Here is a 20,849-nt window from a genome sequence, read left to right on the forward strand (position 1 = left end):
CCTCACATCAGAATGCCGTTCCAGTCGCCGTGACCGGAAACGCTGTAAATCACCTCCCCCATGTGGACGCTGTTGTCCGGGGAAACGTAAGGCGCGATCCAGATGCGCGCCACGCCGTCGGGACGGCGAAACGCGGCGGACGGTTCCGGGAAGCAGTGCGCCGCACTGCAGTAAGCCGTCTGGTTACCCGCAGGACGCAGCGCGCCGTTATCACGCGTGAAAGGGCGTACCGTGCCGGCTGACGCTACGCGAACCGGTATCCCCTCGCGCCAGTTCTGTCCGCTGCCCGGCGCTTCGCCCTGCGGATCCAGCCGGATGTTGCCGGTATCAATCAGGCGGTAGTCATCAAGGCGGATGCCCGCGCCGGTCATGCCGGCACCGGTTGCAGCGGGAGCGTTACCGCTGCTGCCCGCAGACATATCGTCGGCCTGCGACATCCAGACGCCGGTATCTTTCGCCGGCTTATCAAACTCAAACTCGCTGTTCATGCCCGCGCAGCCGCTGAGCAGAGCGGCCAGCGCAAAGGGGGTGAGGAAGCGTACTTTATTCATGATTTTCTCCGTCTTCAGGGGGAGTCAGAAACGGCTTGTACAGATTCATCATCAGCGTGCTTTTCCCGGCGCCGGTCTGTCCGGTGACCATGTAATGTGCAGGCTGAGCACCCTGTTCAGGTGACGTATCGCGTTCATCAAAGGGGTTATTCATGGTGATCTCCGTTGAGGTCAGTCACTTCGGTAAAGTCGATAAAGAGGTCGCCGTTTTTGCCGCTGGTGCCCAGACGGGACAGCAGCCCCAGCGCAAAGGTGTCGCCGGGAGACACTTCCAGCAGGCGGCGCAGCGTTTCGCCAAAGAGCGCCACGTAGCCGTCATCAGGGATGAGGCCGGGCTTGCAGTAGAGCTTTTTGACGCCAAAGCCCATCGCCTGCAGCCCGGCGACGCGGCCGTCCGCCTCACGTCCAAAGCAGGTCACGTTGCGTTCGGTGAACACCATCCAGCCACAGTGCTCGGCGTGCGCCATACGCATCTTGCCCGCCGTCATTGCGCCACGCCCTGCGGGGTCGCCCGCTGCTGTCCGCCGTTGCCGCTGACGGGTGCCACAAAGTCGTTCACGTTCAGGCGGGTGGCATCCCCCAGGCGCCCGACCAGGTCAGGCGGCAGGCCGCTGTTGCCCCGCGCCTGCGTCTGCGTATCCTGCGATTCGCCGCCGGTACGCTTCTGCTCTTTTGCGAGCTTCGCCGCCTCCTCGTCCTCGATGAACTTCGCGCGGAAACCTTCGATAAACACCACTTCCACGCGGTTAGCCGCGCCAATCGGGATGATGGGGTGATACTGCTCGGCGCGTTCGATGTAGTAATCGGCCAGCTTGTCGGCCGCTTTGCCCACGCCACCGCCAATCGCCCCGCGCGCCACCTCACCGCCGCTGATGGAACTGGTGGCGCCAATACCGGTGACCGTCTGGCCTACCTGCGAGGCGCTCTGACCGAGCCCGCCCAGCGCACCGGCGGTAAACGCCAGCCCGAGGATTTTTCCGTTGCGCATGACCGGCACGCCCTTGATGCCGTTCTTGCCGTAAAAGGCCACGTGCCCCTTAACGGCCTGATCGATGTGCTTGCCGTCGATGATGCAGGAAAGGCGCTGCAGCTGGACGATTGCGCGTTCGCTGGAAATATCGCCGTAGGCCGCTGCCGTCACGAAACAGTTGTCGAGGTGCACCAGCTTGTTGTTGCCCGGCAGGTGCGCCAGCCCCTTAAGCTTGAACTGCATCGGAACGAGATTGTTTTCGCCGCGCACTGAGGCGTTAGCGTCCGCGCCCTCAATGACGATGGCGTCAGAGAAGGTGCCGGTGGGGACCCAGAAAGAGGTGTCCTTTGCCTTTGGCTCAAACTGCGAATAGTCGAACGTTGCGCTGTCAATCTGCCCCGGCTGCGGCGCCGGAGGTGAAAAAGCGTATTCGGCACGCGGAGGCGCATTGCCGCCAGCCTGTGCGGACCCGCCCTGCTTTGGCGGATTCTGCTGCTCCTTCAGCTTGTCCATCAGCTCGCCCACGGTCTTCTGCAGCGACTGGTTGTTGCTCATCACGTCCGACATCTGGTCCTTCAGTGATTTAAAGTCCTTCTGCATCCCGGCCAGCTGCTCGCGCGCCTCCTTTTCACGGTTCTGCGCGCTGACCAGCAGCGAGCCCTGCCCCGCACCGTCAAACGAGTTGGTGACGGATCCGCCGGTCAGGTTGGGCTCGGCGGCAGTGACTTCCGCCTTGTCCGCCTTTTTCGACGCGTGACCGGACGCGCCCCGGTTGGCCAGCCAGAGGCCGACGATAACCAGCACCACCGCCCCGGCAATGTAGGTCATCAGCCGGCGCTGCTTGCCCTGGATGAGGCGGTTAATGTTCATCGGCGCCTCCCTTCGTGCGGAACACGGTGATGACGGAAACCTTCGCGCCCGGCTCCAGCGCATCCAGCTGCGGGTGGAACGCCACCGCCATCACGCCCGGGCTCCAGAAGTAGCGCTCGCTCAGTCGCAGGCGCTGCGACGACAGGCTGGTCAGCTCCGTGCGCACGATGCGGACGCGGTCACCCTGCCAGGCCGTCACCGGACGCAGGGCAAACGCGCTGCTTACCGCCCCGCTCACCGGAACGTCGGTGTTCTTGCTGAACACGTAGCCTTCAGGCTTGCGGTTGTTGATAAAGCGCCCCACCAGGCCGCTGATCAGCGCGCTGTAGGTGTCCTGCTTCTGCTCGAACGCCCGTGCCTCTTCCGTGCCCTGCACCTCGCGGTTATCCACCGTCAGACTCAGCCCTGCCCGCTTGCCGGGGGTGGCCTGCAGAGAAAACGCAAAGCCCGACGCCGTCTGTACAAACAGGGTGAAGGGCTTATCGGTAACGGTGGAGAACACAATCGCGCCTTCCGGCGTGGGCGATTTAGCGCTGATCACGCCCTGCGCGGCCTGGACGCTGAGGATGCGGTCGTCGCTGACGCGCAGGTAGTTCGGGTTGTTGTTGCTCACTGCCGCATTCACGCGGGCGCCGGGGTTCAGGGTCAGCTGTTCGGCTGAAGCCCGGTTCATCAGGGCACCCGCCAGCAGAAAGAGAAGCAACGGGGCAGCGGACTGGGCAAGGGTTTTAAGCATCGGGAACCTCCAGGAACGCGCTCCAGCAGAGACGGTTATTGCGGGTGTCCGTGCGGATGCGATAGTGCTTTTTAACAGGACGGGCGTCATGCAGGCCGTAGTTGAGCTGCAGGTCGCCGCTGATATCAACGATGCCTTTATCAGGCCAGACGCCAAAATCTCTGGGATAGAACACCGACCCGCCGCTGTTGCCCTTTACGCGCGAAGCCTCGTCGGCCAGCACGCCCTTCAGGGCTTTATCCGCGCCGTCGCAGGCGGCGGCGAGCAGCATTTCATGGCTCGCATCCGCATTGCTGTCGGTGATGTTGAGGCGAAGGTTCAGCCACGCCAGCGCCATAAGGCGCAGGTAGCGGGCGTCGCCGCGCTCTCCCGTGAAGCTGAACGGCGTGTCGGCGCCGTAGGGCACCACAATGGTCTGCCGGTTGCTGACGAGCTGATTCATCAGCGCCCGGTTATCGATGTAAATGCGCCAGCAGAGGACCAGCGCAAGAATGGTGATAACGAGCAGCACCATAATGGCCACGGCCATATTGCGGTTGCCCGCAGAGCGCAGCTTGTATTCCATGATGTCTCCGGTAAGGGTCAGGCGACCCAGTGCCGTTTGTAGCTTTCGGGCAGGATGCCGATGAAAAAGCGCATCACTGAGGTGGGCAGGCACCAGTACGCGAGGTTGAGAAGATACTGAGATCCGCGGCCTTTCTTGAGGTGACGTATTCCAACCACGGCGGCTAAGAGCGTGGGGCCGAAAATCCACATGTTGAGAAAGATGGCCAGCAGTGCCAGCGGCACGTAGACAAAAAACTCATCCGGTGGAAGCCCCACGAAGCGCCTTTGCTCGGAAAACGTAGCCGCATATTGAAACCGGTTACGTTTTTCCATAAGCTCGGCTTAAGTTGGAATGATGCCGAAGGCAACGTTAATAAACACCATCACCGCAGCAATGCCCCCGAACATGGCCAGGTTCTTCGTCTTCACGTAGGTGAAAACAGCCGCAAGTATCTCAATTATATAAAGAATCCACACCACGGTAGATCCACTCCCGAACGTATCCGAGATGGTTGTTTTACCGCCTGAGAACAGGTCTTCAGCGTGCGCCTGGAAGGCCGGAACGGACAGGATCGTGATGGAAGAAAGCAGCGTGAGACGATTCAGTTTCTGCCACGCTACCGCCCCTGCCTTGCGGCAGTACTTAAAGCACGTAGTTAATGCGCCCTTCATAGGTAAATTCCTTGGTTAGGGTTATAATGATCAGTCGGTTAAATTATCTCGTTCAGCTGCCGATAAGGCAGTAAGTCAAATTTTCAGTTGTCCTGTTACACCTCCTTTACGGATTAAGCATAAAGCTACAGAAACTTACGGTTTCTTAACTGGCTGACGCTTTTTTACGCTCACAGATCCCCAACTTCAATATAAGTTATTGATCTTACTGATCTATTTATTTTATCGTAAAGAATGAATCCGCTTGTACACACAGATAACTGACTGAATAAAGTAGAGAACTGAATGACGCTGCCAGCAGAATTGATGCTTCATATGGCCAGTCCGGCAGGGATAGCTGCGGCATTTTTTAGGACAAATGATGAGGAAGCCTTATGGAAGCTGACTCAGGAAGCCCTTTTTCATTACGCGCGGGACCCCGGATGGTTTGAGGTTGAAGCGATGGGACGCCGGTGGTATGCCTGCCGCGTGGTGACCATTCCCTTTCTGATTTACCTGAGCCGCCGCATACCCGGCAGACTTGCAGCAGCCTTTTCTGAACGGGCCCGCACATTCATTCGCAGTGATACTGGCCGGGCCGATCCGGAAATCTGGATATTATTAAGCCAGGAATTTCTGGCTCCCCTTCCCCGGCCGGGCGTTAATTTATGGCAGGCGGGAAGGCTGAAGACCGGATTAGAAAAATCGGTCATGGTCACCGCGCAGGATGCACCGGATGAGGATGTTGCAAATAACCCCATACTGACGGGCAGCCCCGTCAGACTGACCGGCGAAGTACAGACAAAAATAATAAGCAAACAGGAAGCGCCTGCGCAGGGATCATTATCGGATGAGGGTGAGAAAAGCGAAATTATTTCGCCATCAAAAGGACGAAAGAAACGCTCTGATTCGCCTGATGCAGATAAAGTCCTGCAGTTGCTTCTTCAGGGAAGACGTGTAAAAGAAATATGCGCTGAGATGAAGTGCTCTGAGGCCTACGTGTACAAGCTGATAAAAATCCGTCGCGGGATGTCCGCCATGGAATATCGATGGCTTCAATGGCAGATGGTCTCCGATATGTATCATGGCGAGCCAAAGAAAACGCTTAATCAGATAGAAGAGGCCTGCGGATTAAGCCGGGCGGCGGTATATAATGCGGTCAAAAAAATCGCCTTCCGTGATGGCCTTGTACTCTTCGAAGAAAAGCGCGACAGAAAGCTCAGTAAAAAAGACGTTGAGGTTATTAAGAAAAAACTCGCCGAAGGAACCCTGAGAAAGGATATTCTCAGTGAATTCAGCATTACCACCGATACCCTGATTAAATACGTGGGTCACAGCGATGATTATCGCGTGATTCCGCCTGAAGTTTATGAAAGTGTAGTCAGGCTCAGGATGCAGGGTAAGACGCTTCAGGCGACCGCAGATATTCTCGGGGTCAGCATTGGGGTAGTTAAAAAAGCGTGGAAAGAAAAAAAGAACGCGCCTGAAACGAAGAAGATGCGGGTTAAATATGACAACCGAAATCCGCTTTCCAAACGAGACAGGGATCAGGCTGTCAATGCCGTTCTGAAGGGTGGACACACGCGAGTGCAAATTTATAAGCAGTACGGTATAAATGCGCTGACGCTGCGTCGTTATATCCGGGCGGCTCAAAAGGAAGAGGAAGAAAAGCTTCGCAGAAAGGAAGCTCGCGAGGCTAAAAAGAAGAAAGAAGATTGATTTCGGGTAGAACAGCAGGGCCGGATTTCGGCCCTCAATAGCATTACTTGAAATATTCCTGTAATTTCCCTGCCACTCGCTCATTAACTGCCTTGACCCATTCTGGATCTAACATCATCTCGTTTTTAACAACTTTACTGGGATCGACTGTTTCCTTTTGTATGCCGAAAATGGCGTCAGTTATGAATCCACTAACAAGAACATTTTTAGCAATAAACTCCAGTTTCTGGTCCAGGGTCTTCTCGGAGGCATCTTTATTAATCTTATTTTCATAAACACGAAGACCGAGTTTGAACATTTCCATCACAAAAGCAGAGCGATTAGCAGTTTCTCGTGACTCTCCATCTTCAAGTCTTTTCTCAACGTGATGATCAACCTTCTCTATTAATGAAAAAGGAACGGTGAGATTAACCCTGTTGGTTTTGGATCTTGCAGCCTCTGACATATTATTTCCTCGCTTTAATAGTATGTGTAAATAGTGACCATGCTTAGCTTCAACAACTGGATGTAACTCTCCACTGAAAACGGGGGGTCAAAAAACCATCATTATTGAACACTGCGCAGTAACTCAGAAGGGTATATCAAGTGCCTGCGTAGACACAAGTTATAACTTTTCATGTATAAGCCACTGATTTTGTTATAGACACTACAAAGTTACACCCGAAACACAGTTCGGGCACTTGCTAAACACTGTGTAGCAATCCTTTCGCTGGGTAATATTTCTACAAAATTTAACTAACTCACTGTTTTTTAACGCATAATATTGCATAAATAATTTTGCGAGTGGTGTGTAAAAAACACTTTCTTATGATATTATTGGATGTACCGGCACCCCAGAACTTTTCAAATCAGGAGCGGCAATGCGCTTATTTATGTGCGCTGCGGCCCTGCTGGCAACAGGCATTTTAAACGCCAGCGCGCGCGCAGACTGCTTTATTAATGCAGGACAATGGTATTCCATCGATCCCGATTATCTACGCGCTATAGCGTGGCAGGAATCCCGCTACAACCCCCGGGCCGTTAATACGAATGTCACCAGTAACGGAAAACCCGGCAGCAGCGATTACGGCCTTATGCAGATTAATTCCGTTACCATGCGGGGATTGCAGAAAGAGTACCCCGGCCTTAACCGGGATAAGCTGATGTCCGATCCGTGCCTGAATATTTACATCGGCGCGATGCTGCTGCGCCGTAATTTCAATCAGTACGGCACGAACTGGCTGGCGGTCGGCATGTACAACGCGGGGATGAAAAATATCCCGGTCACCATCCAGAACCGTTACAATTACGCTATGCTCATTGACGGTCATTACAAAGGTATCAAGGCAGGTAAAATCCCGCGCGTCGCCTTTCCGCAATGATATAGCCGATGCGGGTCAGAGCGATTTAAATACGCATTGATTACCTGAACGCAATAATAAGTCCGGACTTTTCCTGATGATTTGGCCTTTCAGGCAGGAGCGATTTTTTTCAGTGGCGCGGGGCGGGCTATCAAGGAATAAAGATCCCCACCCTCAGCAAACAACGATGATCCGGATGCACTCACGATTAAAAATTAGAGAGCATGGCAGAAGGATAAAAAAAGGAGCCCGAAGGCTCCCGACTGACTACTCAGTGGTAACTGACAAAATTTTATTTATTTCACCCTGCACACCGCCCCCGTGTCCAAAGTAGTCCGGTCGGACGTTGTAAAGTTCTCCGGCATTATAACGGGAAAGCGTAATTTCTTCGTCTCCAATCAGGTGATCATATTTCACCTTGAGGATCCCGATGCCTCTTTTTTTCATACTGTCCGAATATTCACGGTCCACAAAAACGCAGCCAACTCCGCCATAAATTTCATTGAACGGCGAAGAACAGGAAACAGACATATCCTGCATGCCGTCAAAATAACTGTCGCGGTATTTACCCGTAATACTTTTAACCTGCTCTTCGGTCGGACCGTCCGTCCAGTTCACGCTGACGCTGTCATAGCCGCGTTTTCTTACTGAAAACTTCACTCCCGGGAACGCTGCTTTAAGCTCGCGGCGTAAATTACCGGTGACCTGCAAGGCTCCTTTTTTTTCCTGCGACAACTGAGAATATTCGGGCGCTGACTTCAGCCGCTCACATTCTGCCTTAAACTGCCGGGCTTCTTCTTCACTCTCCTGCCTGCGGCGCTGCTCTTCTTCCTCTGCATTTTTCAGTATTTCTGCTGTTTCCGCTGGCGATTTAATTTCATCGAATATCTGCCACTGTCTGCCGTACAGAATGCTTTCAGGAAGGCCGCGCGTAATATCACCGTTTTCAAAGGCAATATTAAAGGTCGCATTTCCACCGTACGAAACCACGCCAGAAAGCGATCCCACTGACGCCGGTTTCTGCTCGCCCTGGATGGACACAATAACGCCGCGACCGCGATTATAAAGAATCGAATAAACGACCTGACCGGGAACCAGCGCGCGCTTCATTGTCTGTGACATGTTCATGTTCTGTACCTCTGCTATGCGTGTAAAGGTTTCTGCTGTCCACCTCTCAGGAGGTGGCCCCTGCGGGTTATTCCGGGGTGACGGCCTGCAGCTGATGCACCAGCCGCATAAAACGCGGCCACTGCCTGAAGGTCATCGCGGGCACGTGTACGCCCTGTCCGCCCTTCAGCCCGTATACAAAGGCGCGCGCCTGTGCGAGGATGTCGCTGTCAGAAATCATAAAACTCTCCTGAGTCATTGTTTTTGATAAGGTCAGGCGGCGCTAAAACGCCCGACCGTGAGGAAAGCGGGGGTTAAGGCCCCGCTTTTTTTACGCCTGTTGTTCGCCCGTCCGGCCTTTCGTAAGCCAGTCTTTGAGACGGCTGCACGCGTTACCCCACAGCACATCCCCCGCCTCGCCAAAGCCGTCATGCACAATGTGCGCAGCCTCAACCAGCGCCCGCATGGACGCCTGCGGCAGCATGTTCCCGACCTGTGTCCGGTAAAGCGCCTCCATCAGGTAATGCAGGGAAACATGCAGAAATTCGCGCATTTCCGCACGGGTCAGCTTCATGCCGCTCAGCGCATTCAGACTGGCCAGATTTTCCGCCACCTCCGCACTGAGGCCCGGGATCGGGTCGCCCTTCACCCATGTTTTGGGAGATTCTGGCGTGGCGGTGTTGACGTTGACGTTGTGTGTGTTCATGGCATTTCTCCTCTGAGGTGGGTTGTCATGTTTCGGTCGATCCAGTCGCGGCGAAGGGCAAAGGAGCATCGACGAAGAGAGGGCATAAAGGGGCGACGGCAAAAAGTTTTTGCGGCACCTGGCAAAAAGTTTTTACCGGCGTGCATTTCACCCCTTTCTGCACGAACCGGCGGTGCAACGAAAAGCCCTCCGCGCCTGGAATGGCCGGAACAGCGCCACCGCGCGCGAAAACGGCATGAACACACCCCGGACGGCTCTGCCGGTCCGGCCCTCAGCGGCCACGGCTTTTTGTGGCCAGTGAACGCGCGGGCGCCCGCCCGCTGCAGGGGTTGACTCTCAGCCATCAGACCCTAGCCGTCAGGCCCGGAACGCGTCCCTTTGCGGTCCGGCGGAGCTTACCGGCTGTGCCGGTTAGCGCAGTAGGGCTCGACGACCCGGCCTGCCGGGGAGCCGAAGGGGGCCATGGTCCGTGACCTTATGGGGGTAGTCATTCAGGGGAAATTCCGGCAGAAGAAAAAGCGAAAGCAGAATGACTGCAGCAGGAAGAAAGGAAAGAAGACGCAGAGAAGATCAGCCCCCGGGAGAAAGCGCAGGCGAAGGGTGAGAGCCGGTGCGTCAGCACCGGGTTTTTCCGGCCCGCAGGGCCGCCCGCCTTTTGCCGCCCTGACTGACGCATACGGGACCCGCAGGCCCCTTTATGACGCGTTGGTCACTCCTGCAGCTCAGCCTGATAATGCATCTCCGCGAGGCTGACCAGCGATGCAAACGTCACGCCCTCTCCGGTAATGCCTTCCTGTTCACACAGGTGCATCAGGTTGGCGATCAGGTCCTGAACCGCCGTAAACACATCATCACCCCGGCCATCGAGGCCGGTCCTGCGGGCAAATACACACAGCGCTTCCGCCGCCGTGGTCGCCCTGTCCGTATTGCCCCAGATAAGCGCGGGTCGCTCTGTTCCCTCTGCCGTCGCGGCAATCTCTTCGATCACGCTCATGGTGACGGGTTCATCTGACCCGCTGATGGCGGGGTTTACTGGTTGTGTATCCGGTGACAGAATGGGTCCTGTAGACATATTGATCTCCTGCAAGTGGATCGGTGTTTCTGTGAGGCCCCGAGTTCGTCGCGGAATTCAGGGGCGGGAAATGGCAGGGTTACCCTGCCTTTTTTCTCTGGCTCAGCGCTCAGCCAGGCTGACCTCAAGGTGCGCTTTCAGCGACGCTTTCACTGCCGCCCAGGTGCGCTCACCCTCATCACCAAACTGATCGCGCAGTATTTCCCCCGTCAGCAGCCAGGCCGATACCACCGGTGCCGGTAATTTTGGCTTAGGAGCAGACCAGTCGCTGACCGCCCCGCTGACGTGGTTCGCCATGCTCAGCCCCACGCCGTACATCAGCTCATATCGCTCATGGCTGCTGCACCCGGTTTCTCTGTCGCTCAGGGACACCAGAAACGCCATGTCCTCCGCCATAAACTCTGGCAGCCCCTTCACGCTGAGGCGGTGTGACCATGTTTTACGCACCGGGCGCACGAAAGCCTTTACGGCGGCCATCACATCGGGGTGCCCCTGCCAGGCGTTATCCGCTATTCCGGCCGTGATGGCCTCAGCGCTGACCCGCAGCTGCTTCGCCGTTTCAAAGTTGTCCCATGCGCTTTCCTGTGCGGCATCGCGCAGCAGCGCTTCCTTTTCTGACGCAAGGCGGCTGATTTCTGCCGGGCTGGTGACGTGCGCGTTCCACTGCAGACTGACGGCGTCGCCCGTCAGCACTTTCCTTTGCTGGTCATCACGGATAACGATGGTGCGCGGTAAGAAGCTCACCGGGCCCATGTCGCGCCCGAAATCGCTGTCGAACCCGCATTCGTCAGGCGCGCGCGGCTCCCACTCATCTTCAAGCCATGCGGCGGCGGCCAGCTCCATGGCTTCTGCTACCGTCCAGGCGCGTCCCAGATGAATACTGCCCGCACGCCAGAAGGTGCCATAAGCCGGATCATCCTCCGGGTATTCGGTTTCCCCGTGCACGTCAACAGAGAACGGCTTTTCCTCTTCAGTCCAGCGGGCGATTAATCCGCTGCGTGCCGCTTCTGCATCTGCCTTACAACCCGCCACGTCGTACGGCAGCAGCATCTCTTCCCGCTCCCAGGCACGGCCATCAAGCTTTACCGCCAGTTTTTTCACCGCGTTCACCATGTCATACACGCGGGACGAGTTAATTGCGCCCATATCTGCCAGTGATTTCACAATGTCAGCCGCATCCCACGGGCAAAAATCCAGCTCCGGTGAGCTGACTTCAACCCCGGCCCGGTTCAGTGCGTGATACATCATCAGTTCGCCTTCAATTCTGGCGAGAGACACAAGCAGGGCCTCCTTGCGGACGAGCCAGCACCCGGACGGGGTTTTCACCCATGTTTTGGGAGATTCTGGCGTGGCGGTGTTGACGTTGACGTTGTGTGTGTTCATGGCATTGCTCCTGCTGAGGTGGTTTGTCATGTTTCGGTCGATCCAGTCGCGGCGAAGGGCAAAGGAGCATCGACGAAGAGAGGGCATAAAGGGGCGACGGCAAAAAGTTTTTGCGGCACCTGGCAAAAAGTTTTTACCGGCGTGCATTTCACCCCTTTCTGCACGAACCGGCGGTGCTACGAAAAGCCCTCCGCGCCTGGAATGGCCGGAACAGCGCCACCGCGCGCGAAAACGGCATGAACACACCCCGGACGGCTCTGCCGGTCCGGGCCTCAGCGGCCACGGCTTTATGTGGCCAGTGAACGCGCGGGCGCATGCCCGCTGCAGGGGTTGACTCTCAGCCATCAGACCCTAGCCGTCAGGCCCGGAACGCGTCCCTTTGCGGTCCGGCGGAGCTTACCGGCTGTGCCGGTTAGCGCAGTAGGGCTCGACGACCCGGCCTGCCGGGGAGCCGAAGGGGGCCATGGTCCGTGACCTTGTGGGGGCAGGAATTCAGGGAAACATCCGGCAGAAGAAAAAGCAGAGACAAAAGCGAAAGCAGAATGACTGCAGCAGGAAGAAAGGAAAGAAGACGAAGAGAAGATCAGACCCCGGGAGAGAGCCGGTGCGTCAGCACCGGGTTTTCCCGGCCCGCAGGGCCGCCGGGTTTTAACGCCGCAGTATCCGGTAACCCGTCACCAGCAGCATGATGCCCAGCGCCATCACAACGTATGGCAGTCCGCCGCCAAATGTACTGCTCACCGCATCCGCGCTCTCTGCAGTGTCCGTGAGCGCTTCAGCGCTGCGTGACAGCCAGGAACCCCAGGCGAGAAGCCCCAGCCCGGACAACGGGATCAGCCCTTTCAGCAGCACAATCACCAGCTTATCGCCCGCTGGTTCATTTGCCCTGGATGCCATCACCCTCGTCAGCAGCAGGCAAATGACGATACCGCCGTTTAGCCTGCGACCCTTGCGTGAGGCCGCCCGTTTGGCAGGTTTCTGCACGGCGGAGGAGCACAGAGAACAAAGACAGCACGACAGGCTATGAACATGCCGCAGTTCCGGACGGCTCTGCCGGTCCGGGCCTCAGCGGCCACGGCTTTTTGTGGCCAGTGAACGCGCGGGCGCACGCCCGCTGCAAGGGGTTGACCTCAGCCATCAGACCCTAGCCGCAGGCCCGGAACGCGTCCTTTTGCGATCCGGCGGAGCTTACCGGCTATGCCGGTTAGCGCAGTAGGGCTCGACGACCCGGCTTGCCGGGAAGCCGAAGGTGGCCATGTATCGGAAGTTTTTTCGGCTTCTGAATGGAGTTTTGACTATGAAAACGTTCGTTTTTTTCAGGGGGGAAAACAGGCTGTCAGCGAAATCCGGGCGAACAGCGGCGGTGCCTGACTGACTGCACAATGCAATTTACCGGCTGAATATACGGCTAAAAACTTTCGTATTTTTTCCTGATAAATTGATTTTCAGGTTGCCGGCAGTCACCGTGAACGGCGCCGGAGGCGCGTTTCACGAGGCCGCCGCCCCGGCGGCAGGTTTTTTGGGCCCGTTCATGCGGCGGCTGACAGAGTAAAAAAAAGCGCTATAATTCAATACGACACAAACCTCATTGTTGCATTTTCTTCCTCGTTTCAGGACGAAACTAAAGCCGTTCGCGACGTTCCGGTTTTATTCAGAAGTGCCCCGGATTGTGGGGCTTTTTTTAATTCCGGGCATCCCTTCCCCCGGCTCTGTCAGCGCTTCAGCGCTTCACCGACTTTTCTGAGAGCTTCATGCTCTGATTGCCACAGGTTCGCCGCGTAACCTTCTCCGCCCTGAGCATCCTCTAGCCGCATGAAACCCCATGCCACGCGCAGCACCTGCTCCAGTGCGGCGGCGGACACGCTCACTTCACGCGCCCGCTCCTCCTCATCGCGCAGGTTGTTCAGCATCTCACGCACACGATCCTGGCCAACACCGTATTCAAAGTGATACCCCTCATCACCAATGGCGCTGAGCACCCTGCCCGCCTCGTCCTCCGTTATCTCCATACATTCGCCACAGTCCATCACATCGGCTTTTGTCCAGACCAGAACGGCGACTGACTCCTCCGGGCCGAAATCTTCGGCCAGATTTTTACAAATATCGATAACGCTGCCGTGCATAATTTATTCCTCCGGTGGGGGCGGCGACGCCGCCCCCTCAGTTTATTAATCAGTCCAGCGCGGCAAAAATCGCGGCGGCTTCGGGGTGGGTAAAGGCGTAGTCGGTCAGCTGGCGGTGGCGGCGGCAGTACAGCGCACACAGCTCCGTGTCATCATGGCGGTCATACATCCAGCTCCGGTGGTTCAGCACCAGTGAGGTGATCACGATGCCCGCCGCCTCGCTGCTCAGGCGCACGTCGCTGTGATTTGCCGGATTAACGAAATGCTAGGTTTCCTCTGCTGCGGGCTTCATGAAGCCGCCGCCGGAAGGCAGCAGCGCGAAATCCCACGCGCCGCCGTTGTAATCCGCCAGATAACGATCGGCGTAGAGGTACACATTGTTTTCGGCACGCATAAAATCGTCGCCGAACAGCGCAGGCAGGAAACGCAGTCGCACGTAGCCGTCAGTAACGCGCGCGGACTCAAAAGCAGGGGTGACAGTCTTCATCAGAAATCTCCGCAGTCAGGGTGGTAAACCGTTCCGGCCTGTGCCGTGACTGAATGACAGCCCGGCGAAAAGCGGAGTGTTCATGAGCACCGCCGGAAGCCGCAGCGCAAGCGAGCACGAGGCGGGATTACGCACGGCGGTGACGCGAAGCATGAGCGGAGACGCAACGGAAGTAAGCGCGCTGAGGCGAGTGCGAACGGGTGAGGACGGTGAGCTTGCGCCTCTTGAACACGCAGCGGCCGGGCTAAAGTGAAGTCACGGCACCGGCCGCAGACCGCACGGTTTTTATTCCCCCGCCGCAGGCGGCATCAATGAGGCGCGCAGCAACGTCCTTTTCGTCTTGTCCACATCCGCGGTGCATATCCGCCCCGGAACCCTGTGGATAAAAACGGCCCTGCCGTACGCCGGCAGGGATGCAGACAAGTGATCTTTTTTTAATCAATCATGCCCTCAGGTGTTTTTGTATCACGGCCGCGCGCCGGTACAGTTCAACCAGGTCATTATCGATCCCCTCAATCAGCAGGCCAGCCATACGCTGCTCGCGGCTGGCGCCCTGCCAGAGGTGGCGCGCAATCATGTCGCGCAGGCGCAGATGAAATTCGTACAGCGATTCTTCCAGGTCGGCGACGTCGGCCGGCAGGGTATCGATATCAGTGTGCATAGTGTGATCGCTCATCAGGTTATCTCCTATCATCAGGCAGCGCGGGCGTCGCGGTGGGCATACAGGCGGCGCAGGCCGGCGGCGTGGTACTGCTCCATCAGCTCGATACCAATCCAGCGGCGCCCGCACGCCTGGGCGGCCACGCAGGTTGAGCCGGACCCAGCAAACGGATCCAGGACAATTGCACCGGGCTGCGTGAAGGTTTCAATCAGCGGTCGCAGAGCGCTGACCGGCTTTTCGGTGGGGTGATGCCGGTTGCCGGTGTACTCCCACGGCATCACGTCGGGCAGCGGCTTCGCCGGCAGCGCCGGGCGCCCTTTGGCCAGCACGTAGGCGCTTTCGTGCTGGTAGCCCACGAAGGCCGACTTTGAGGCGTAAGGCTTGGTGAACACGATGTGGCCCACCACGCGGAACCCCGCCGCCTTCCACGCCTGCATAAAAATGTCTATCCGGTTCCAGCCGTAGAAGCTTACCGCCAGGCTGTTGTCTTTCAGCACCCGGAACATTTCGTTGCTCGCCGGCTGGACCCACTCGCTGTTCACGTCGTTGGCAATCGATCGGCCGGAACGGTCCTTAAAGCCGACGAGGTACGGCGGGTCCGTCAGAATGAAATCAATGCTCTTGTCCGGAAAGCCGCCCATGACCTGTACGCTGTCGCCGTGCATGAATCGAGACATAGTGATGCTCCTGTGTATGAAGGGGGCACCGGTAGTGGTGCCGTGACCTCCACACAGACGGGCGAACAGCGGAGCAAACAGGGGGGATGCGCAAGCCGCACGCGCCGCCGGAGCGGACTGAATGTCCCGCGCACGGCGGGGAACGGGTGAGCAGTCCGGCGACAGCTTCCCTTATATGCCGGGAAATAGATAAACTGACTATGCAGGTCTGGCGAGGTCCGTGCAGCAGGTGAAGCTTCCGGGGCGTATGAGCCCGTAAACAAGCGAGTGCGCACGGACTGAGCCACTCATCATTAGCCCGGACAGTTGTCTGAACCCAAATTCGTATCGTAAGGAGGGGCACCATGAGTCAGCCGGATTTGCAGTGCATTGGTATTGATGTGGCAAAGGCCACGCTGGACGTGGCTGCTACAGACGAGATAATTCCTTTCACAGTCAGTAATGACACTGAAGGTTTCAAGATAATTACTGACAAGATCTGCGGACTTAATATTTCGTTGATCCTGATGGAGGCCACCGGTGGTCTGGAGGCGCAGGTTGCGGCGTATCTGCATTCAGAAGGCTTTGAAGTCGTCATCATCAACCCGCGACAGGCACGCGATTTTGCACGAGCCATGGGTCATCTGGCGAAAACGGACCGGCTGGATGCCGCCTTGCTGGCACAGCTTGCGCGCGTAATCGACAACCACCCTGACCGCAACCGTTATATCCGGCTGATGCCGGACGCGGCCAGAAAGGCCCTTACGGCACTGGTCGTAAGACGCCGTCAGCTGAATCAGATGCTCGTAGCGGAACGTAACCGGCTTTATCCCTCCCACCCTGATAGCCGTGATAGCATCAGCCGGGTCATGCAGGCCCTCGAGGCAGAGCTTGCCCTTGTGACCCGCATGATGAATCGTCAGGTTAGGCAACATTTCCGGGAGCAGGCCTGCCAGCTGACCAGCGTGAAGGGCGTGGCGGAAATCACCGCTGCCACCCTGCTGGCCGAACTGCCGGAGCTGGGCACCCTGACCCGCAGGGAAATCAGCGCCCTTGTCGGTGTCGCCCCCGTTAACAGGGACTCAGGAAAAATGCGGGGAAGACGAACGATTTTTGGCGGAAGGGCCGGCGTGCGGTGCACGCTTTACATGGCGGTAATAACCGCCATTCAGTTTAACCCGGCTATCAGGGCCTTTTATGTCAGGTTGGTCGAAGCGGGTAAGGCAAAAAAAGTGGCGCTGGTTGCCTGCATGCGTAAGCTGCTGACCATCCTGAACGCCATGGTCAAAAGCGGAATGTACTGGGAGGATCATTTCATGCCACCTCCGACAATTCAGTGAGTTAAAAAAACAATTCAGTTCTAAGATAGATGTCATCAGAGCTTTATTAATGCCGCTCTGAAAAATTTTTGCGGGGTCATCAGGGCCCTGCCGGTCATGGTTGTATTCGAAACCTCAACTGCGTATTGCTGCTTTAGCCCCATCATGGGTCCAGTCATGTCGGTAAAAGAACTAATAAACCAGATGTCAGCTCAGGTAACATCAGTCTTCTGAAGCGACCATTGAAAAAAATTCATCGGCCTGCTGTGAAATCGGGTTTCACCGTCGAATAATGAACACTTCAACGTTTATGTACGTTGATGAGACAAAAAGTTTGTAACCGATACCACTGATCGGGTGATGTTCTCTCCCTCAGAAAGGGAGTTGTGAATCGCCACGCCGCAGGCTCAGTTATCAGGGGCTTTACAAGACAGGCTACCTATTCAGTTAATCTTTCTTGTTACTTTCAATCAGTGAATCCAGAAACTTTCTCTGCTTATCATTCAAATCAAGAGATTTTACTTTATCACGAATGCTTTCACTGCTTTTATCTGTGGGCTGTGATGGTTTTCTTTTATCAGGTAGTGCCCCATAAACGAACGCAGCGATAATGCTCCCCCATACCAGAACACAAAAAATTAACATAGAAATCCAGGCAGTTCTGCGACTCACTTTCATCATTTATTCCAGTAATCGTAAAGAAAACATAAGACAATTCTGATGCGAGCCGGTTCTATGTGTAAGCGATTACAGTGATATGTGCTGTATCTATAATAACCCTGACCTGATAACAAGATTTACCACTGAAATAGTTTCAGCATGGAGTGTTATGCATATAACCTGTAAGCCAATGATATTTTTCTGACCGCATTCTGGAATGAGTCGCTGACAACACACACTGCTATTGAGCACACCTTTCAGGGATTTTTTGATGCTACCCTGAAAAAGTTCTGCAGCGCCATCAGTGCTCTACCGGTCATGGCTATCTCCGATACCATCACGGCGTCATGCTGTTTCAGCCAGGCCAGGAAGACGGGGTCACTCATGAAGGGGCTGAACGTACCATAAGCCAGCTTCAGATGCGTCAGGTTGTTGGCCCACACGTCCAGAGAACGATACTCGCCCTCACTCAGTTGCGTAAGTAACTCATCCGTTTGCGCTTTGATTTCTGTAATGCGCCGGTACTTTTCATGCATGCGTTTCCGGATCTCTAAGTGATTGTTTTTGCACCTGACGTACAGCCTGTTCGCCACTCAGCGGCGTGTGCTCACGTGAGGACGGCAGCAGTGAATCCCGGTTCAATACAGCCGCCCTCTTCTCACAGGCCTTATACCCTGAAGGCCTCGACCATTCCGCGTAAAGCGTGTGCCTGCGCAGACAGTGACTGTGAGGCAGACGAGGATTCCTCAACCAGCGCAGCGTTATTCTGGGTCACCCCGTCCATCTGACTGACGGCAATGCTGACCTGGGAGATACCCTGCATCTGCTCGGATGAAGCCAGTGAAATATTATCCATGGACTCTGCCAGCTCGCCCACCATACTGACAATTTTCATTATGCTGTGCCCTGCATCTGCTGCTGCGACTACGCCGCTATCAACGACACTTACTGCCTCCGCCATCAGTTGTTTGATGTCATGCGCGGCATTCGCACTACGCTGTGCAAGCGTCCTGACCTCACCCGCCACAACGGCAAATCCCCGCCCTTCTTCACCTGCCCGTGCGGCCTCCACTGCGGCGTTTAAGGCCAAAATATTTGTCTGGAAGGCGATGCTTTCAATTACAGATGTAATATCCCGCACCTTCGCGGCGCTAACTGATATGGCATTCATTGTTTCTGACATGCGCTGTACATCTGTGCCGCCTGAACGGGCAACCTGCGCTGCTTCACGGGCTGAACCAGCTGTCTGCTGTGCGCCCGCAGTATTGCTTTTCACTGTAGCGGTAAGCTGCTCCATGCTGGCGGCCGTTTCCTGCAGCGCGGCCGCCTGCTGCTCGGTACGCGAAGAGAGCTCAGTATTCCCCTGCGAAATTTCATCCGCAGCCAGCGCCACGGAGCCGGCGGAATCCTTTATCTGAGAGATAAGCGCCCGCAGGTTTGTCTGCATACCATTCAGTGAAGCCAGCAGGCTTGTTTTATCATTGCGCCGCAGAATGACCTGACTCGTCAGGTCGCCAGAAGCGATTGCTGCTGCGAGTATTTCAGCATCTTTTGGTTCCCCGCCTAACTGGCGCATCAGCGCCCTGACTATCATAAAAATGGTCAGAAAAGAGAACAGGACTGAAAGAGTCGTGAGTGAAAGAAGCAACACGGAAGCCTCACGTACAGATGCGCTGTTAACAGCTACCGTGTCCCGGCTCAGCTTATTCTGGACATCGGTCAGCCCGTCCAGGGCATCTGACAGCACCTGCTGAGCCGGGCGCGCCGTGTTCAGCAGATAGTCGGCGGCTTTTTCTGACTGGTTGTTGTCCATCCCCATTTTTCCTGCAACTGTCAGCGTGTTAAGAGCGGTACTGTCTGAGGACAGGATACGGTCTAACGCTGATTTTCCTTGAGGGGAAGCGTTATGCATCATGCTGGTAACAAGCTGATCGCGTTCCTTAAGATACTTTTCATGTAAATCACTGACCTTTTGCCATTCTTTTTTCTCCTGCTCAGTGTCTTTGAGCAGGACGATGTCTCTGACTGAAACTGCCATGTTATTAACAGCAGCACGCATGTTCAGGACAAGCGTAAGGCGCCTCATTTTGTAATTTACCGTATCTTCCATGCCTTGCCGGGACTCACTGAGCGCGTGCAGAGACAGGCCAGTGCAGATTAAAAAGCAGATAACTAAAAGGCCGTAGCCTGAGAAAAGACGAACCGATATTTTCATTTTTTTTCCTGGTGGGCGGGAGAACAACTCCTTTATCGGCCTGTAGCCAGATACTAACAGCTTTGATGAGTTACGAACTGTTACTACCTCTCTCAGCACAGTTGCTTGTTTGCGAGGCCGCCCGGCTACCGTGAGGGCACGGCACTTTACGCCCGCCGTTTTCCGGCCGCAGGACGGAAGACGGCATGAAGGCGGAGCGCAGCGACAACCTTTTTTCATTCCTGCAGTGATGCCGCCGTGACCGGCGACATCAGAGGATCTGCAGCTGTATACCGGGCAGCGCTATGCCCCTCCCTTCTCTAGCAAGACAGCATCGATGGCCATTTCCAGATGCCACCAGTTAAATCCCTCGTTTGCATCATGATGGTCTTCGGCATACTCCATGGCCGCCGCAATCTCATCCGGCGTCATATCCGGGTTAATGCCGAGAAAGTCCTCTGCCAGCCAGAATGTGCCGCAGCACAGCTCATCATCGGCCATGGCATCCAGGCGCGCCCTGAATTCACGTACGGTCATTGCTCTCATTACCTGTCCGGCGGGTTGTCCCGCCGCCTCCGGTTTTCTGATCATCAGGCAGGGTCTGTTTCAACCCGTGCGGCAAGGATGGTGTCGGCACAGTGGCGCAGGAAATACCAGCTGAGACTCGTATCCGCATCGAGCGAGGCGTCGGCAAGCGCGATTGTGGCCAGCACCTCGTCGGGCGTCAGCTCCGGTGCCACGTCTTCGAAATCATCAGCTACCCACAGGTGCACCACGCAGGGTGTATCGGGTTCAAAGCGCAGCAGCTGTTGGGCCAGCTGGCCAGTCGTGAGAGGTTGATTCATGATCACTCCGTTCTACAGGTTGCACGGCAGCCGGGCTATGGCGCAGGACGCAGGGTCGAAGGACGAAGCCGCACGCGCCGCCTGAGCGGACTGAATGTCCCGCGAACGGCGGGGAACGGGTGAGTCATGAGGCGAAGCCTGCCTTGCGGACGAAGCGGCCCGGCTAAGGTGAAGTCACGGCGCAGCCCGACAGGCGGAGGGTGGCATTTTATGTGCGCTTACCTGCTCTTTTAAAAGGTACAAACATGACTTC

The 20,849-nt window shown here is 56.2% G+C and carries 27 protein-coding genes and 1 pseudogene; 3 read left to right on the forward strand and 25 right to left on the reverse strand.

The genetic code is table 11. The features are described 5' to 3' along the window. Positions 1 to 2: 2 nt before the first annotated feature. The 8 genes from traV to JK231_RS23030 are packed head-to-tail and all read right to left on the reverse strand — an operon-like array spanning position 3 to position 4,345. Positions 3 to 551 (reverse strand): type IV conjugative transfer system lipoprotein TraV, encoded by a 549-nt coding sequence (traV, locus tag JK231_RS22995; protein WP_211729649.1) that lies wholly within the window; start codon positions 549 to 551, stop codon positions 3 to 5. Then, the gene (locus JK231_RS23000) at positions 544 to 705 is read right to left on the reverse strand and encodes a zeta toxin family protein (protein WP_211729650.1); all 162 of its coding nucleotides are present in this window, start codon (positions 703 to 705) and stop codon (positions 544 to 546) included. The genes traV and JK231_RS23000 overlap by 8 nt, the downstream gene beginning before the upstream one ends. Continuing rightward, entirely contained in the window at positions 698 to 1,039 is a 342-nt protein-coding gene (locus JK231_RS23005) for a hypothetical protein (protein ID WP_211729651.1), read from the reverse strand. The genes JK231_RS23000 and JK231_RS23005 overlap by 8 nt, the downstream gene beginning before the upstream one ends. After that, positions 1,036 to 2,391: a TrbI/VirB10 family protein gene (locus JK231_RS23010; protein ID WP_211729652.1), complete on the reverse strand. Its 1,356-nt coding sequence runs from the start codon at positions 2,389 to 2,391 to the stop codon at positions 1,036 to 1,038. Before JK231_RS23010 ends, JK231_RS23005 begins: the two co-directional genes overlap by 4 nt. Beyond that, positions 2,381 to 3,127, reverse strand: coding sequence for a type-F conjugative transfer system secretin TraK (locus tag JK231_RS23015; RefSeq protein ID WP_211729653.1), 747 nt, complete (start codon positions 3,125 to 3,127; stop codon positions 2,381 to 2,383). Before JK231_RS23015 ends, JK231_RS23010 begins: the two co-directional genes overlap by 11 nt. Beyond that, the gene (locus JK231_RS23020; protein ID WP_211729654.1) at positions 3,120 to 3,692 is read right to left on the reverse strand and encodes a TraE/TraK family type IV conjugative transfer system protein; all 573 of its coding nucleotides are present in this window, start codon (positions 3,690 to 3,692) and stop codon (positions 3,120 to 3,122) included. Before JK231_RS23020 ends, JK231_RS23015 begins: the two co-directional genes overlap by 8 nt. Positions 3,693 to 3,709: 17 nt before the next feature. After that, positions 3,710 to 4,006 (reverse strand): type IV conjugative transfer system protein TraL, encoded by a 297-nt coding sequence (traL, locus tag JK231_RS23025; RefSeq protein WP_211729655.1) that lies wholly within the window; start codon positions 4,004 to 4,006, stop codon positions 3,710 to 3,712. Between the two features lie 9 nt (positions 4,007 to 4,015). After that, positions 4,016 to 4,345: a type IV conjugative transfer system pilin TraA gene (locus tag JK231_RS23030; protein WP_211729656.1), complete on the reverse strand. Its 330-nt coding sequence runs from the start codon at positions 4,343 to 4,345 to the stop codon at positions 4,016 to 4,018. A 285-nt stretch (positions 4,346 to 4,630) separates the two neighbouring features. On the opposite strand from JK231_RS23030, the gene JK231_RS23035 reads away from it, so the two are divergent. Continuing rightward, on the forward strand, positions 4,631 to 6,043 hold the full coding sequence (locus JK231_RS23035; RefSeq protein WP_211729657.1) for a helix-turn-helix domain-containing protein: 1,413 nt from the start codon (positions 4,631 to 4,633) through the stop codon (positions 6,041 to 6,043). A gap of 43 nt (positions 6,044 to 6,086) precedes the next feature. On the opposite strand, the gene JK231_RS23040 is transcribed toward JK231_RS23035, so the two are convergent. Further along, complete coding sequence (locus tag JK231_RS23040) at positions 6,087 to 6,488, reverse strand: relaxosome protein TraM (RefSeq protein WP_211729658.1); 402 nt, start codon at positions 6,486 to 6,488, stop codon at positions 6,087 to 6,089. 415 nt (positions 6,489 to 6,903) lie between these two features. Here JK231_RS23040 and JK231_RS23045 point away from each other — a divergent pair, with 415 nt between their 5' ends. Further along, positions 6,904 to 7,404, forward strand: a complete 501-nt coding sequence (locus JK231_RS23045) for a lytic transglycosylase domain-containing protein (RefSeq protein ID WP_249221806.1) — start codon at positions 6,904 to 6,906, stop codon at positions 7,402 to 7,404. A 246-nt stretch (positions 7,405 to 7,650) separates the two neighbouring features. On the opposite strand, the gene JK231_RS23050 is transcribed toward JK231_RS23045, so the two are convergent. From JK231_RS23050 to JK231_RS23095, 11 genes and pseudogenes are all read right to left on the reverse strand, one after another. After that, entirely contained in the window at positions 7,651 to 8,511 is an 861-nt protein-coding gene (locus JK231_RS23050) for an LPD29 domain-containing protein (protein WP_211729659.1), read from the reverse strand. Positions 8,512 to 8,578: 67 nt separating this feature from the next. Beyond that, complete coding sequence (locus JK231_RS23055; protein WP_211729660.1) at positions 8,579 to 8,731, reverse strand: succinate dehydrogenase flavoprotein subunit; 153 nt, start codon at positions 8,729 to 8,731, stop codon at positions 8,579 to 8,581. Positions 8,732 to 8,821: 90 nt separating this feature from the next. Next, positions 8,822 to 9,196, reverse strand: a complete 375-nt coding sequence (locus tag JK231_RS23060; protein ID WP_211729661.1) for a hypothetical protein — start codon at positions 9,194 to 9,196, stop codon at positions 8,822 to 8,824. Positions 9,197 to 9,905: 709 nt separating this feature from the next. After that, entirely contained in the window at positions 9,906 to 10,268 is a 363-nt protein-coding gene (locus tag JK231_RS23065; protein WP_211729662.1) for a hypothetical protein, read from the reverse strand. 102 nt (positions 10,269 to 10,370) lie between these two features. Next, positions 10,371 to 11,651: a hypothetical protein gene (locus JK231_RS23070; protein WP_211729663.1), complete on the reverse strand. Its 1,281-nt coding sequence runs from the start codon at positions 11,649 to 11,651 to the stop codon at positions 10,371 to 10,373. A gap of 648 nt (positions 11,652 to 12,299) precedes the next feature. Further along, entirely contained in the window at positions 12,300 to 12,548 is a 249-nt protein-coding gene (locus JK231_RS23075; RefSeq protein WP_211729664.1) for a hypothetical protein, read from the reverse strand. Positions 12,549 to 13,363: 815 nt separating this feature from the next. After that, positions 13,364 to 13,774 carry a DUF1380 family protein gene (locus tag JK231_RS23080; RefSeq protein WP_211729665.1) on the reverse strand — a complete coding sequence of 137 codons (411 nt, stop codon included), beginning with the start codon at positions 13,772 to 13,774 and terminating at the stop codon, positions 13,364 to 13,366. A 49-nt stretch (positions 13,775 to 13,823) separates the two neighbouring features. Continuing rightward, positions 13,824 to 14,024: pseudogene (locus tag JK231_RS25775) on the reverse strand (antirestriction protein); the annotation flags it as partial. 15 nt (positions 14,025 to 14,039) lie between these two features. Continuing rightward, positions 14,040 to 14,261 carry a hypothetical protein gene (locus JK231_RS25780; RefSeq protein ID WP_349291534.1) on the reverse strand — a complete coding sequence of 74 codons (222 nt, stop codon included), beginning with the start codon at positions 14,259 to 14,261 and terminating at the stop codon, positions 14,040 to 14,042. 442 nt (positions 14,262 to 14,703) lie between these two features. Beyond that, positions 14,704 to 14,937 (reverse strand): hypothetical protein, encoded by a 234-nt coding sequence (locus JK231_RS23090; RefSeq protein ID WP_211729666.1) that lies wholly within the window; start codon positions 14,935 to 14,937, stop codon positions 14,704 to 14,706. A 17-nt stretch (positions 14,938 to 14,954) separates the two neighbouring features. Further along, positions 14,955 to 15,599 carry a DNA methyltransferase gene (locus JK231_RS23095; RefSeq protein ID WP_097098556.1) on the reverse strand — a complete coding sequence of 215 codons (645 nt, stop codon included), beginning with the start codon at positions 15,597 to 15,599 and terminating at the stop codon, positions 14,955 to 14,957. Between the two features lie 344 nt (positions 15,600 to 15,943). Here JK231_RS23095 and JK231_RS23100 point away from each other — a divergent pair, with 344 nt between their 5' ends. Then, positions 15,944 to 16,918, forward strand: a complete 975-nt coding sequence (locus JK231_RS23100) for an IS110 family transposase (RefSeq protein WP_211729667.1) — start codon at positions 15,944 to 15,946, stop codon at positions 16,916 to 16,918. 426 nt (positions 16,919 to 17,344) lie between these two features. Here the strand turns inward: JK231_RS23100 and JK231_RS23105 are convergent, their stop codons facing one another. From JK231_RS23105 to JK231_RS23125, 5 genes are all read right to left on the reverse strand, one after another. Further along, positions 17,345 to 17,575, reverse strand: a complete 231-nt coding sequence (locus JK231_RS23105) for a hypothetical protein (RefSeq protein ID WP_211729668.1) — start codon at positions 17,573 to 17,575, stop codon at positions 17,345 to 17,347. 239 nt (positions 17,576 to 17,814) lie between these two features. Further along, on the reverse strand, positions 17,815 to 18,093 hold the full coding sequence (locus JK231_RS23110) for a hypothetical protein (protein ID WP_211729689.1): 279 nt from the start codon (positions 18,091 to 18,093) through the stop codon (positions 17,815 to 17,817). Positions 18,094 to 18,224: 131 nt separating this feature from the next. After that, positions 18,225 to 19,772 (reverse strand): methyl-accepting chemotaxis protein, encoded by a 1,548-nt coding sequence (locus JK231_RS23115; RefSeq protein ID WP_211729669.1) that lies wholly within the window; start codon positions 19,770 to 19,772, stop codon positions 18,225 to 18,227. A gap of 282 nt (positions 19,773 to 20,054) precedes the next feature. Continuing rightward, complete coding sequence (locus JK231_RS23120; RefSeq protein ID WP_211729670.1) at positions 20,055 to 20,288, reverse strand: hypothetical protein; 234 nt, start codon at positions 20,286 to 20,288, stop codon at positions 20,055 to 20,057. 53 nt (positions 20,289 to 20,341) lie between these two features. Beyond that, positions 20,342 to 20,596 (reverse strand): hypothetical protein, encoded by a 255-nt coding sequence (locus JK231_RS23125; RefSeq protein ID WP_211729671.1) that lies wholly within the window; start codon positions 20,594 to 20,596, stop codon positions 20,342 to 20,344. Positions 20,597 to 20,849 lie beyond the last annotated feature (253 nt).

The sequence above is a fragment of the Pantoea sp. JGM49 genome (genome assembly GCF_018257655.1).
Lineage (GTDB): Bacteria > Pseudomonadota > Gammaproteobacteria > Enterobacterales > Enterobacteriaceae > Pantoea > Pantoea communis.